This window comes from Desulfomicrobium macestii (genome assembly GCF_014873765.1).
Classification (GTDB): domain Bacteria; phylum Desulfobacterota; class Desulfovibrionia; order Desulfovibrionales; family Desulfomicrobiaceae; genus Desulfomicrobium; species Desulfomicrobium macestii.
Genome location: NZ_JADBGG010000020.1, coordinates 26,596 through 39,917, shown reverse-complemented (window position 1 = coordinate 39,917; position 13,322 = coordinate 26,596). Strand labels below are relative to the sequence as shown.

14 protein-coding genes and 1 tRNA gene are annotated in these 13,322 nt (G+C 60.5%); 3 read left to right on the top strand and 12 right to left on the bottom strand.

What is annotated here, in order from left to right; genetic code table 11:
* Positions 1-44: 44 nt before the first annotated feature.
* Positions 45-392 carry a hypothetical protein gene (locus H4684_RS13135; RefSeq protein WP_092193924.1) on the bottom strand — a complete coding sequence of 116 codons (348 nt, stop codon included), beginning with the start codon at positions 390-392 and terminating at the stop codon, positions 45-47.
* A gap of 169 nt (positions 393-561) precedes the next feature.
* Here H4684_RS13135 and H4684_RS13130 point away from each other — a divergent pair, with 169 nt between their 5' ends.
* Entirely contained in the window at positions 562-1,134 is a 573-nt protein-coding gene (locus H4684_RS13130; RefSeq protein WP_192624085.1) for a CvpA family protein, read from the top strand.
* The gene (gene mazG, locus H4684_RS13125) at positions 1,121-1,903 is read left to right on the top strand and encodes a nucleoside triphosphate pyrophosphohydrolase (protein ID WP_192624084.1); all 783 of its coding nucleotides are present in this window, start codon (positions 1,121-1,123) and stop codon (positions 1,901-1,903) included. Before H4684_RS13130 ends, mazG begins: the two co-directional genes overlap by 14 nt.
* A gap of 363 nt (positions 1,904-2,266) precedes the next feature.
* Here the strand turns inward: mazG and cmk are convergent, their stop codons facing one another.
* The 4 genes from cmk to H4684_RS13105 form a co-directional block, all read right to left on the bottom strand.
* Positions 2,267-2,932, bottom strand: a complete 666-nt coding sequence (gene cmk, locus H4684_RS13120; RefSeq protein ID WP_192624083.1) for a (d)CMP kinase — start codon at positions 2,930-2,932, stop codon at positions 2,267-2,269.
* Positions 2,910-4,025 carry a histidinol-phosphate transaminase gene (hisC, locus tag H4684_RS13115; RefSeq protein WP_407644771.1) on the bottom strand — a complete coding sequence of 372 codons (1,116 nt, stop codon included), beginning with the start codon at positions 4,023-4,025 and terminating at the stop codon, positions 2,910-2,912. The genes cmk and hisC overlap by 23 nt, the downstream gene beginning before the upstream one ends.
* Before the next feature lie 123 nt (positions 4,026-4,148).
* Complete coding sequence (gene selA / locus H4684_RS13110; protein ID WP_192624081.1) at positions 4,149-5,546, bottom strand: L-seryl-tRNA(Sec) selenium transferase; 1,398 nt, start codon at positions 5,544-5,546, stop codon at positions 4,149-4,151.
* Between the two features lie 9 nt (positions 5,547-5,555).
* Positions 5,556-6,779, bottom strand: a complete 1,224-nt coding sequence (locus tag H4684_RS13105; protein ID WP_192624080.1) for a bifunctional folylpolyglutamate synthase/dihydrofolate synthase — start codon at positions 6,777-6,779, stop codon at positions 5,556-5,558.
* A 202-nt stretch (positions 6,780-6,981) separates the two neighbouring features.
* Between H4684_RS13105 and H4684_RS13100 the strand changes: the two genes are divergently transcribed.
* Positions 6,982-7,058 (top strand) — tRNA-Arg (locus tag H4684_RS13100).
* Positions 7,059-7,104: 46 nt separating this feature from the next.
* Here the strand turns inward: H4684_RS13100 and H4684_RS13095 are convergent.
* The 7 genes from H4684_RS13095 to H4684_RS13065 form a co-directional block, all read right to left on the bottom strand.
* A complete protein-coding gene (locus H4684_RS13095) occupies positions 7,105-7,407 on the bottom strand; it encodes a helix-turn-helix domain-containing protein (protein WP_192624079.1) in 303 nt (100 codons plus the stop codon).
* Positions 7,404-7,730, bottom strand: coding sequence for a type II toxin-antitoxin system RelE/ParE family toxin (locus H4684_RS13090; protein WP_092378018.1), 327 nt, complete (start codon positions 7,728-7,730; stop codon positions 7,404-7,406). The genes H4684_RS13095 and H4684_RS13090 overlap by 4 nt, the downstream gene beginning before the upstream one ends.
* Before the next feature lie 322 nt (positions 7,731-8,052).
* Positions 8,053-8,445: a type II toxin-antitoxin system VapC family toxin gene (locus H4684_RS13085; RefSeq protein ID WP_192624078.1), complete on the bottom strand. Its 393-nt coding sequence runs from the start codon at positions 8,443-8,445 to the stop codon at positions 8,053-8,055.
* On the bottom strand, positions 8,442-8,684 hold the full coding sequence (locus H4684_RS13080) for a type II toxin-antitoxin system Phd/YefM family antitoxin (protein ID WP_092194568.1): 243 nt from the start codon (positions 8,682-8,684) through the stop codon (positions 8,442-8,444). Before H4684_RS13080 ends, H4684_RS13085 begins: the two co-directional genes overlap by 4 nt.
* Before the next feature lie 251 nt (positions 8,685-8,935).
* Positions 8,936-9,259 carry a PilZ domain-containing protein gene (locus tag H4684_RS13075; protein WP_318779644.1) on the bottom strand — a complete coding sequence of 108 codons (324 nt, stop codon included), beginning with the start codon at positions 9,257-9,259 and terminating at the stop codon, positions 8,936-8,938.
* Between the two features lie 522 nt (positions 9,260-9,781).
* Entirely contained in the window at positions 9,782-10,336 is a 555-nt protein-coding gene (locus H4684_RS13070) for a hypothetical protein (protein WP_192624076.1), read from the bottom strand.
* Between the two features lie 375 nt (positions 10,337-10,711).
* A complete protein-coding gene (locus H4684_RS13065) occupies positions 10,712-13,072 on the bottom strand; it encodes a tetratricopeptide repeat protein (RefSeq protein ID WP_192624075.1) in 2,361 nt (786 codons plus the stop codon).
* Positions 13,073-13,322 lie beyond the last annotated feature (250 nt).

Sequence of the window (13,322 nt, the reverse complement as noted above, 5' to 3'; positions counted from 1 at the left end):
AAAAAGGGTGGAAAGCCACCCTTTTCCCGGCAGCGCCTGCTGCGTTATTTTTTCAAGAATTTGCTGAAATCGGCCACACCGCCGCCCATGCCGCCCAAATTGCCGAGGCCGCCGGGGGCGGACAGGGTCAGGTTGGTGGTCGCCTCAAGATACTTGGTCTTGAGTTCCTCGGGTACGGTCTTGTACTGGTAGATGACGTGCTTGAGCTCGATCTCTCCGGTCATTTCCTGATCAAAGGGATAGCCGAAAGGAAGCAGCAGCATCTGCATGCCGCCCTGCTGCGTGGGTATGGTCTGCAGGATGGCCGGATCAGCGATGATCCCCTTCTCCTCGTTCCATTTGCCGAGCACCATGTCGCCGTTCACCAACTTCACCAATCTGATATCGTACATTGTCACCTCATCGTGTTTCTTGACTCGTGCGCCCGTCAGAAAAGTCCGGACGAGCCGAGGTTTCGTGTCTACGAGGTGCGCCCTGCACTGTCAAGGTCGTGCCCGGTGCGCCCTTTCCGATCAGCATCCTTTGTGATAGCCGACCCTCACAACGACCGGGAGGTTAAGCATGAACACTCTGGATATCGTCTTCTGCGTGATTCTGGGATTTTTGGGCCTGCGCGGCATTTTTCGCGGACTCGTCAAGGAGATCGCCTCCATTCTGGGGCTGATCCTGGGCTTCGTGCTGGCCAACACCTATCACGCGCAGCTCGCGGCAATGTTCGAAAACTTCCCGGGCGGCCCCGGCATGGCCAAGCTCGCAGCCTATCTGGCCATTTTTCTTGGTGTCGTGGCAGTGGTTTTCCTGCTCGCATCCCTGATCAGAAAGCTTCTACAGATGATCATGCTCGGCTGGGTGGACAGCATCGGCGGCGGAGCGCTCGGCCTCTTCAAGGGCGCACTCCTGTGCAGCATCATCGTCATGGCCCTGACCGCCTTTCTGCCGTCAAAGTCACCGATGCTGACCGAGTCGAAGATCATGCCCTACGTCAACACCTTCAACACCATGCTCTCGAACGCCCTGCCCAAGGAAATGCGCGACCAGTTCCTGATCCGCAGCCAGGAGCTGCAGCAGGAGTGGGAAAAGAGGGTCGTGGAAAAACTCAAGGAAATGAAAGGAACCCCTGGTGGAAAAGAATAATTTCGAACGCATCATTGAAGTCATCGACACCCTGACCGGACCGGACGGCTGCCCCTGGGACAAGGAGCAGACCCCGCAGTCCATGTGCGATTATCTGGTGGAGGAATGTTTCGAACTGGTGGAGGCCATCCGTCAGGACGACAAGTCCGAGATCGCCGAAGAACTGGGCGACGTGCTTTTCCTGCTGCTCTTCATCGGCCGCTGCCACGACCGGGAGATCCCGGATTTCCTGCAGACCGCGCTGGCCGGCAACGTGGCCAAGATGATCCGCCGCCATCCTCACGTCTACGGCGAAAAAGCCGCCGACGTGGCCGAAGTGGTCAAAAACTGGGAACAGATCAAGAAGCAGGAGAAGGCCGAAAAGGACAAGGATCCCGGCGTGTTCGCCTCCCTGCCCGCAAGCCTGCCGCCGCTGCTGCGCGCCTACCGCATCAACTCCAAGGCGGCCCGCACGGGCTTCACCTGGGCCACGGACGCGGACCAGGAGAAAAAGCTGGCCGAGGAATGGAACGAACTGCAGGCCGCCCTGGCCACGGACGACGCGGCGGCACGGGAAGAGGAATTCGGGGACTATCTGTTTTCGCTGGTGGAATACGGCAGACGGCGTGGAATCAAGGCCAACTCGGCCCTGGCCGTGGCCAACTCCAAGTTCCTGGGACGCTTCGAGGCCATGGAGAAATTGGCCAGGGAGCGCGGCCTGGAACTGGACAGGCTCTCCCTGGAAGAAATGGACACCCTCTGGGACGAAATCAAGGCCACCCGCCGATAATCCGTACGGGCGGCCCCACGTGAACGATATCCCATCCCAACAAAACCGTACGGGCGGCCCAACGTGACCGCCCTCCCATCCCGAAAAAAACCGTAGGGGCGGCCCTGCGTGAACGATATCCCATCCCGAAAAAAACCGTAGGGGCGGCCCTGCGTGAACGATATCCCATCCCGAAAAAACCGTAGGGGCGGCCCTGCGTGGCCGCCCTCCTCTGCGTGGCCGCCCTCCCCCAATAAATCGGCAAGACCGCTGAAAATCGATTCTGGCAAGGCGCAAACCGTTTTTGGAGGGTGACGTGTAGCCGACTACATGAACCCTTCAAAAACGGTGAGCAACGCAGTCCAGAATTGATTTTCAGCGGTCTTAGAGGCCTTTTTCCCGGATGTGGTCGACAATCTTCTCCAGAACCCGATCCGCATCCAGGGCGCTGGTGTCGATGATCACCGCATCCAGGGCGGGTTTCAGGGGAGCCACCACGCGATTGCGGTCCTGATCGTCGCGGATGCGGATCTGGCCGCGGATGCGCTCCAGGTCCTCGTCCATGCCCATGGCCTTGAGCTGCGCATGACGGCGCTTGGCGCGCACGTCGATGGATGCGTCCATGAAGAACTTGTGCCGGGCGCCCGGAAACACCACGCTGCCCATGTCCCGGCCCTCGGCCACAAGCGAGGTGCTCCGGCCGATGGCCTGCTGGTTGCGGCGCAGAAAATCGCGCACCACCGGGATGCGGGCCAGATGCGAGGCCCACAGGCCGACCTCCTCCTTGCGGATCTCCGGGGCCAGGGGCAGCCCGTTCAGGAGCAGCTCGGAATATTTTCCCGTACCTTCCAAGTCGAAGTCGAGACGATTGAGTTCGGGCACCAGCTGATCAACGGGCCGTTCCCAGCCACCGTCCCCGAAAAAAAGCGCCACGGAGCGGAACATGGCTCCAGTGTCCAGATAGGCGATGCCCAGACGGTCCGCCAGCTCGCGGGCGATGGTCGTCTTGCCTACCCCGGCCGGTCCATCAAGAGTAACGATCGTGATCACGCAACACCTCCGCTGTTTTGGCCAGAAATTCCAGATTCTCTTCCTCGTTGCCGATGCTGACACGCAGTTTCTCAGGCATGCCATAGCTGCCAAGGGGCCGAATGATAACCCCTTTGGCAAGTAATGCCTCAAAAAGGGTGCGCGCGTCCATGGGTGGCTCGAACATCAGAAAATTCGCCTGCGAGGGCCAGACCTTGCAGCCCATGGCCGAAAGCTCGCGCTCCAGCAGGCGACGGCCTTCGCTCACGACAAGCAGGGTCTGGGACACGAAGATGTCGTCGTCCAGGGCGGCCAGCCCGGCCTGCTCGGCCAGAATGTTCACGCTGAAGGGCAGTTTGACCCGCAGCAGCAGGTCCGCCAGCCACTCGGGCATGACCCCGTAGCCCAGACGCAGGCCCGCCAGTCCGTACATCTTGGAAAAGGTGCGCAGGACGACCAGATTGGGGATCTCGCCCAAGTGCGGGAGCATGCTGTACGCCTCCAGCGGCTCGGCGAAATCGACATAGGCCTCGTCCACCACCAGGAGCGCGCGCTTCGGCAACAGGGCCGCAAGCGCGACCAGATCCGAGGCCGGACAGGCATGGCCCGAGGGGTTGTCCGGATTGGTAACGAAGACAAGGGCGGTGTTCTCGTCGGTCAGGGACAGAAGTTTGTCGAAAGGAAAGGAGAAGTCGGCGTTCAGCCTGGCCTGCCGAAACTCCACCCCGCACAGCCGGGACTGCACGTCGTAGATGCTGAAGCACGGATTGAAGGCCACCACGTTGTCCACGCCGGGCCGGGCCACCACGCGCAGCAAAAGATCGATGATCTCGTCGGAACCATTGCCCGCCACCACGCAGGACGCGGGCACGCCCAGATGCACGGCCAGGGCCTCGGTCAGGGCCGGAGAGCCTGCCTGGGCATAGCGGAAAGCCAGGGAACTGACATTTCTGAGCCGCTCCTGAACCACGGGGGACGTGCCCAGCGGGTTCTCGTTGCTGGCCATCTTGACGACCCGGGGCAGGCCGTAACGTTTCTTTATCTCATCGATGGACAGGCCGGGCGAATAGGGTTTGAAACCCTCCATCTCCGGCCGCACCAGAACCTTGGTCATTGACATTCTCCTTTGCCGCGCTCCCTGTGCCGGGACGCGCGTCCTTTCGATTGTCCGCATGCGCGGCGTACAAAAATCGTTCGGCAGGCATGCGACGGGCGCACTGCCGGGCCACTCAAAAAATCACTGCGTGAGGACCGCCCTTATGGCACCGGCCACCAGTGCGAACTCCGCATCCATGAGCGTGCGTGGATCGAGGCAGAACGCGCCGTCCTCCACCCGCCCGACGACCGGGATGTCCTCGGCCAACAGGCCCTGACGCAGGGAGTCAACGTCCATGCCCGTGGGCGCGACGCTGACCAGCGTGGTCGGCAGGTCCTGTTCCGGGAAGGAGCCGCCGCCCACGCGCGAAAATCCGGGCTTGACCGTCACCAAGGCCAACCCGGCGAGATCCCGGGACAGCCTGCGCCGCAGACGCCCGGCCCGGGCATGCAGCTCCTTCGGCGCGGCCGTGATCATGGCCAGGGTCGGCACGCTGCGCCGGGCCTGTTCCGGATCGAGATACAGGCGCAGGGTCGCCTCCAGGGCGGCCAGGGTCATCTTGTCGATGCGCAGGGCGCGGTTGAGCTGGTTTTTCTTGATGCGCTCGATGAATTCCCGGCGCCCGACGATCACTCCGGCCTGAGGGCCGCCCAGCAGCTTGTCGCCGCTGAAGGTGACCACATCCACTCCGCTCCTCAGCACTTGCTGCACCGTGGGTTCGGGCATGAACCCATAAGGTGAAAAATCGAAAAGATTGCCACTGCCCAGATCCTCGAAGGTGGACAGGCCGCGCTCACGGCCCAGCGTCACCAGATCGGACAGGTCCACTTCCTTGTGAAACCCTATGATGCGGTAGTTGGAAGTGTGCACCTTCATGAGCATGGCGGTGTCCGGGCCGATAGCCTCCGCGTAGTCGCGCAGGTGAGTGCGGTTGGTGGCCCCGACCTCGCGCAGCACGGCCCCGCTCTTCTTCATGACCTCGGGGATGCGGAACGACCCGCCGATCTCGACCAACTGCCCGCGCGAGACCACGACCTCGCGGCCCTTGGCCAGGGTGTCGAGGACCAGCAGCACGGCGGCGGCGTTGTTGTTGACCACCAGGCCCGCCTCGGCCCCGGTCAGGCGGCAGAGCAGCTTTTCGACGTGGGAATAACGGCTCCCGCGCTGGCCCGTGTCCAGGTCCATCTCCAGGTTGGAATAATGGCGGCAGCCCTCGGCCACGGCCAGGACGGCCTCTTCAGCCAGGATGGAACGGCCGAGGTTGGTGTGGATGACCACGCCCGTGGCGTTGACGACCCGCCTGAAATGAGGCCGGGAACGCGTCCGCACGTAGGCCCCGGCTCGTGCGGCCAGGGTAGTGAAGGCCAGGGCGCTCTCGTCCGTGACCACTCCGGCGCGGATCTCCTCGCGGCAGAGATCCAGGAACTCACCCACCAGATCCTTGAGCATCTGGCGCGGAAGATCTGCCAGAGAGCGCTCCTGTTCCAGGTCCTGCAGAAAACGGTCGACGGACGGAATATGTCTGAAAAGAGAAGACACCGGACCTCCCTACAAAAGCTGTTCCGGAAAAAGTTCGTAATAGGCCCCCACCAGATACAGGGAGCCGCAAAGCAGCACCGATCCTTCCTGACGCAGGGCCTCTTGCAAATCCTGCGTCGCCAGGGTCCCGGAGCCAAAAAGCGCCGCCAGTTCACGGGCGGCGAAGGCGCGCTCCACCTGCAGGCCCGGAATCACGACGGTATCCGCCAGAGCCCGCAGGCGTTCCAGCACGGCAGGTTCCAGCGTCTTGTCGCGCATGGCCTGAAAGACGAGCACGTCGAAATGCTCCCCGGCCGCCTCCAGCGCCTCGCACAGGGCGGTCAGCCCCATGGGATTGTGGGCGCCGTCCACCAGAATCCGCCCATGACTGCAAAAACGCCCGAAAAATCGCGTTGTGCCAAGGACTTGTGTACACAGTGCCGCGTCAAATTGCCAGCCCCGGGCCTGGGCCAGACGGCTCCAGGCCAGAGCGGCCAAGGCGGCGTTGCGCAGCTGATACGGAGGATGGCCGGGCAGGGACGCGGGGGGCAGCAGCAGGGATGCCGGGCCCGCCGGGATGAGAAATCCGGAGGAGGTGCGGCAGTCCTCAAGGCTGACGAGCGGATGCCCTGCCCCGGCCTGCCGGAAAATTTCCATCACGGCTTCTTCCTGCGCGCCCGTCACGGCCGGACAACGACCCAGGGCCCCGCTCTTGTCGCGGGCTATGTCCGCCAGGTTCGGGCCCAGGATCTGCTCATGGTCCAGGCCCACCGGGGTCATGACCGCAAGATCGGCCGGGATGGCGCAGGTGGCGTCATGCGTTCCGCCGAGCCCCGCCTCAAGGATGATCAGATCAAGGCCCTCCCGCTCAAAAATGTAGAGCGCCATGACCGTCAGCAGCTCGAAATAGGTCAGCCCCACGCCCGCGCACCTGTCCATGACCGCATTGGCGCCGGCCAGCCAGCCTTCTTCGGGAACCATGACCCCGCGCACGCGGATGCGCTCGCGCACGCTGGCCAGATGCGGCGAGTTGTACACACCCGTGGCCAGGCCATGAGCCCGCGCCAGCGCCTCCAAAAATCCGGACGTGGAGCCCTTGCCGTTGGTCCCGACCACATGCACGACCGAGGCGGAGGGGCGCTCAAGGCCCATGAGGCCAAGGGCCTCGTGCATGCGCGACAGGCCGAGCTGCATGGAAAAAAGTCCCAGACTGTCCAGATACGATTCGAATTCGGCAAAGGAGGCAAAGGTCATGTGCATTTGGGGGAAAAGATTGAAAAAAAGCCGCCCCGAAAAAATGGGAGTCAAAACGCGGGTGCGGCGACAGACTGAAGCCGCAAGGGCCGACAATCCGGAGAGAATTCATAGAAGTTTCCCGGGCCGGGAGCAACAGAAAAAGCCCGGACCTGCACTTGACTTTCAGCCCCGGAAAAAATAGGGAATGCTTCCATTTTGCGCGCCAGTAGCTCAGGCGGATAGAGCAATTGCCTTCTAAGCAATCGGTCGGGGGTTCGAGTCCTCCCTGGCGCGCCATCATAAAAACAAGGGGTTAGATATAAAAAATCTAACCCCTTCTTCTTTATCGAAGTGTCCGCCGCTCATTCACCGGCACAGCAAAATCAATCACCAGATCGGAGCCCGTGGCCTTGGCGTAGCGCCTGAGAATATCCAGACTGATGTTGGAGCCGCTTTCGATCTTGGCCACTCGCGGCTGACTGATGCCCATTCGCCGGGCAACGTCGGCCTGGCTCATGCCCGCCCGCTTCCTGGCCAGGATCATTTTCTTGATGAACGCGAATTCCTGTTCCAGAGCATCATATTCCCGCGCATATTCCGGGTCGTCCTGCAACATCTGATTATGTACGGCTTTTGCGTCGATCATATTTCATTTTCTCCACATCTTTTCAAAGCCAAGTGTATTTCGTTGAGCGGCGTCTTCTGTGTTTTCTTAACGAAGAATCGAACAACGACCACCCGCCGCCCGGTCACCATCACATAAAGTCCCCTGGCTATTCCGTCCCGGCCCTGGGCCCTCATCTCCCATATCCGGCCTTGGATACGCCGTGCATGAGGCATGCACAACGCGTCTTGCCCCATGTCCGCCACCAACCCAAAAATTCTCTGAAAACGGGCGCGAATCTCAGCGGGAAGCTCTTTGAACTCCCCTAGGGCTTCTTCCAGCAATTCAACCTTCCAGATTTTCATTTATAACTCTACGGTTATTGTTTGTCCATGGCCCCTGTGACTGTCTTCCCCTGTGGGCAAGCCTGATTTCATGGCTTAACCACTGAGGAACCCCACAATAAAAAGCAATTCCGGGTGCACGGCATCATATGCCGAAAATTCTACTTGTCAGTGCTTAGAAACTATCGTCCAAGGGGTCGAATTCTCCCTGGCGCGCCACCATAAAAAAAGGGGCGGATGTAAAAATCCAGCCCCTTACGCATTTCCGAGAGATCTCTCCCGTCATTATTCCCGGCATACGACCATATGTTGCGTCGCTATCCGGACGACAAGTCCCCTTGCTTCACGGTGTCTTCGGCACAAACAGCACCGGGCCGGGGTAGTCGCGCATGATGGCGTCCGATGTGAGCAGGGTTATTCCCTCGCTCTTGGCCTGCGCCAGCAGCATCCTGTCGAAAGGGTCCTTATGGAACATTGGCAGGTCGATGACCGCCAAGGCATGCAGGCTTGTGATGCACAGCTCGTTGTACTGGTTGTCCAGCAGGCCTCGCCGCAACACTTCCGGATCGACTCTGAAGTCGCTTCTTCCAAGGCTTTTCTTGATGCCGATCTCCCAGATGCTCGCGGAACTGAAGTACAGCGTGTTGCTTGTGTCGACTATCATGCTCTCGGCCTTGCCGGGCAAGGTACCAGCCGCCGCCCACAGCAGCATGTGCGTATCGAGGAGCAGTTTCATCTGGCACCTTCAAACAGGCGCTGTATTTCTTCCTTGCCCATGGAATCAAAATCGTCCGGGACTTCGATCATGCCCTGCAAAAAACCGATCCTTTTTGCGGGATCCGGCGGTGCCTTGAACGCGGAGACGGTAACCATGGGCTTACCGGCCTTGGCGATGACAAAGGGTTCTCCGTTGACTGCCTGCTCGATCAGGCGGGACAAATTCGTCTTGGCATCGTGAATGTTCACCTGGTGCATAGGCCCTCCAATATTAGCTAAGTTCAAGACTAAGTCTATAAGCTCCGAAGGCAAAGTCAACCAGCAAAACATATGCTCCACGTGGGTGCGCAGTCTTTTGCGCCTTAAAGTGCGTGCATTCACAAGTAGCCGGGTCATGCACCAAAAGGCTTAAATCAACGATTTCGGGCTAACCGCGTCACACCTCCCCCCAAAAAAAACGCCCATCCCCAAAGGGACAGGCGCAACCAAAACAGAACCGCATGGAAAAGCTAGTAATTGTACCGCCGTGGAGCCTGGTTCGCGAGCTCGACGCCCACTCCGTAGAACCCGCCGCAGCTGCCGTCCTGGGCGGCGCACCAGCGGACCATGCCCAGGCACACGCTCTTGCCGTACAAACGCGTCTCGTCGGAATCGGGAGCGAACTGGATCTTGATGGTCTCGCCGGGAGACAGGGGGTAGTCCATTTCGAGCATGAATCCGGTGGCGCTGAAATTCACGGCCCGGGAAGGAATCTGCCCGTTCCTTGAAAAGCATTTCTCAACCGTACAGCGCGTCAAGGACGCTCTGCGCTGCGATTTTCTCTTATCCTGCACTGTCCAGCTCCGCTTTTGGATGGTGAATACCGCCTGATGAGTGGGCAAAGGAAAAAAGCCTCTGTCCCCGCCTCCCCCCTACCCTTTACGCATACAATAAACCCCGCCGCTATAAAGCATGAGCACTCCACCAAGAGCCAGACTGGCGGGACTCCCGACCATGCACCCGGCCAGTCCAACTGTTCCGACAAAAAGATGAAATGATTTGTAGACGCAATCGGGTAACCAGACTCGCATTGTGATCCTCTCTTTTTTTGAGTATGCTCTTTATTCAGTGCTCTTAAACTAGTCAAGACAGCATTCTATACACGATACTCTTTTTTTGCAAATATTTATATCATAATGTTTAAAATTAATTCTCTATATTTTCACATAATGAGAGCGATAATCAATAAAAGAGCGATATCTTGTTTCAAATTTGGCGCGATGCACGCTTCTAAACAAAAAAAAAGCAACAAAAAACCCGGCATGAAAGAAAGAATACTGTCTTTCAAGCCGGGATAAAGTCAGAAAAGATGCAGCTCAGATGATCTCGCGGCGGCGCAGACCCACAAGACCGAGAAGACCGGAACCGAGGAGGATGGCGGCACCGGGGAGGGGGGTGGGGGTTACCGTGACATCGTCAATATAAAAAGTTGTAGATGCCGGCACAGTAAAAACAATAGAGCTAACAAAAGCTCCTGCCCAGCTCAAAACATCCCCACCACTTAAAGTTCCTACACTACTTGTACCGCTCAACAAATTAAGAACATAATCAACTGGTGATCCAGTAACGTAGTAGGCAAGTGATTTAAACTGAGGTGGATTTGAACTTGTCGAACTAAAATCAATAGAAGCTATCGATTCTTGAGTTCTTGGACTTATCTTCAATCCTTCAATATCACTAATTGGATAACCAACATCAACCGTTAACCAACCTGTAAATTCGACACCCACGCTATTTCCATATGCAACGATAGACGTGTTATCAACATTCGTAAAATTCAAGACGATATCATCGGAAATAGCCGCCTGAGCCTGCCCCGCCAGTACCACAAGGCACAGCATCATCCCAAAAAACATTTTCACCGATTTCATATATTCCTCCGAATAGATTTTTGGGGTCCTGCGCCCCGGGACTGCGCTCTTTATGAAACTTTCGTACCAAGTATTATTTCATATTTAATTTCAGGCATATAAAATACCAGAAGCCATGCCATCCAACCCTTCCGGACCGCCTGTCCGATGCCGCGGGATAGCCTCTGACCTTGCGGACCCCACTCGCGGCCTGCGCCCTTGCCAAGGCAAGTCACGCAACCCATCGGGATGTCAGGGCCGCGTTTGCTGTATCGAGTCTTCGGACACGGCAGCCGGCTTTTACGGCATATGCTCCAGCCCAAGACTGCTGGACAGCCGCGTTCTTTACTTGTCCGGCCCGGCAGGACTGAGCCTGGCGCTCCTTGTCCGAAATAATCAGATTCCGTCCAGCAACGACCTGGCCTGGGGCAGATCCGGGAAATCCTGGGCGCGGGCCAGCAGGGCCCTGAGCAGGGTGCGCGCTTCCGCGGTCTGCCCCAGATCAGCCAGCACCTGAGCCAGATGAAAGGTCACGGCCGAATCCTCGGGCAGGGACTCGTGGGCCTTGCGCAGAAACTGCAAGGCCGCGTCCTTGTCGCCCAGGCGATAATGCACCCAGCCCACCGTATCGAGCGCCGACGGGTCGCCGCCCGCGCTGGCCTTGGTGGCCAGGGTCAGGGCTTCGGTCAGCTGCTCCGTTGTGGGCGCGTCATGAGAGGCCAGCAGATAGCCCAGATTGTTGGCCGCGGGCAGCAGTTCGGGGTGACGGGCCAGAAGCTTGCGATAGATGGTCTCGGCCTCGGCCGCATCTCCGCCCAGTTGCAGCAACTGGCCGAGCAGCAGGGCTTCGGGCACGGAGTCCGGATTTTTGTCCAGAGCGGCGCGGCACTCGGCCATGGCTGTGTCCTTGCGGCCTGTGGACGCATACAGTCCCGCCAGCCTGGCCGAGGGCACGGACCACTCCGGGGCGCGCCGCTGGGCCTCGCGAAATGCCTTCTCGGCACCACCGGCGTCGCCCAGGCGCAGGGCCGTACGGCCGAGCAGGTCCGCGGCCAGCGGGTCCTCGGACCGGGACGTCGCCCGCTCTTCGGCCCAGGCCAGGGCCGCCTCGCCGCGCCCCGCCGCCAGTTCCACGGCCACCACGCCCTCGGCGCCGCCGTGGGCGTCCGGATTGGCCAGCAGCAGTTCGTCGAAGGTGCGCCGCGCCCCTTCCCAGTCCTTGCGGCTGCCCTGCATGCTCCCAAGCCGCAGCAGGGCGGGCACCAGCGCCTCCTGTTCTTGCGCGGCCCGCCGGTAATGAACCTCGGCCGCATCGAAATGTTCGCGCCGGGCCTCGATATCGCCCATGGCCAGCAGCAGCCGCGCAGGCATGACCCCGTCAATCCCGCCGTCCTGCAGCACGCTGAGCGCGGCGTCGGGCTCGCCCGCACGCTGATGGTGCGCGGCCAGTTCCAGGCGCACGGGCAGGGCGTCCGGATTCTTCAGAAGAAAATTGCGCAGCGACTCCACCCCGGACAGCGTGTTGCCCAGCGCGAACTGGGCGCGGGCCATGAGCACGGCTACGGCCATGTCCCCGGGAGCGTCGTGCAGAGCTATTCGCAGCTCGGTCAGGGCTTCCTCGAAGCGCCCCTGGAGCATGAATATCCGGCCGCGCGCGGCATGGGCCCGGGCATCGGCGGGATTGAGGCGCAGCACCTCGTCCACCTCGACCAGGGCTCCGCTCCGGTCGCCACGACGCAACTTGAGCTCGGACAACCGGAGCCGGGCCTCGATACCGGACGGTCCCGCCTCGGCGTCCTGGGTCAGCGCGACCAGCGCGGCCTCGCCTTCCCCGGCCCGCCCCATGGCCATGAGCACCCCGGCGGACGCCAGACGCAGCCTTGGCGCAGGCTGCCCTTCCCCGGCCACGGCCAGGGCGTCTTGGGCCTTGTCGTGGCGCATCAGATACTCGACCAGACGCAGCCGCGCCTCTTCCGATTCGGGCTCGGCCGCCAGCAGCTCACGCAGGATGCCCTCCACCCGCGCGGTCAGCCCCATGCGTTCGTAAAGCGCGGCCAACAGGACCTGCACGCCCCGGTTGCCCGGATCGAGCTCCTTGAGCTTCAGGAGATGCTCTTCGGCCACGGCATAATCGCCCATGTCCGCCGCCAGGTTCGCGGCCCTGAAATGCAGCGGCCGGCTGTCCGGCCTTGCGACCAGCCCCGCGCCAATCACGGCCAGGGCTTCGGCGCCCTGACCCTGCTCGGCGTGGATGACCGACAGCGCCAGCAGCGCGTCCTCATTGGCCGGATCCCCCGCAAAGACCACGTCGAGCTGCTTTCGGGCCTCGTCGAAACGCTTGCCGCGCAGCATGGCACCGGCCCGCAGCAGCAGTCCGTCAACAGACGCCGGGTCCTTGGCCAGGATCCTTTCCGCATGCGCTTCGGCCTCGCCTGTATCGCCGGAGAGCAGGTACAACCGCCCCACCCCGAGCAGGGCCTCGGCATTGTCCGGCTCAAGCTCCGCCGCGCGCTGAAAATTCCCGAAGGCTTCACGCCAGTTCTGATCCTTCAGGGCGCAACGGGCCAGGAGCAGATACGCGCCGACATGGTTGGGGTCGAGCTTGATGACGTTCTTGGCCTCGACCCGGGCCTCGGAATACCGCCCGCTCTCCTCGAACCCCAGGCCGTTGGCGTAAAAATCGTCCCTGCGGTTCTCCTTGGATCCGCAGGCAAAAAGCATCATGGCCATGAGCAAACAACATAGAACCCGCTGCATGCAGCTCTCCTTCGAATGTGTATCGATCAAAGTCTCCGCAAGTGCGGTCTTTCAAGCGCCGGAGCCGCTTGGCACCCGCACCGGCCAGCAATTAAAAGCGTTCAAAGTCCGATCCGGCCGGACATTCAGACGGCGCCAGGAGCGCCCGCGACAGGGCGCAAACGCCAGTCCGACCAGCTCGGACAAACTCTCGCGGCCGCAATCAACAAATCGGAATATTTCATGAAAACGGCAAACACGTGGTTGTCGT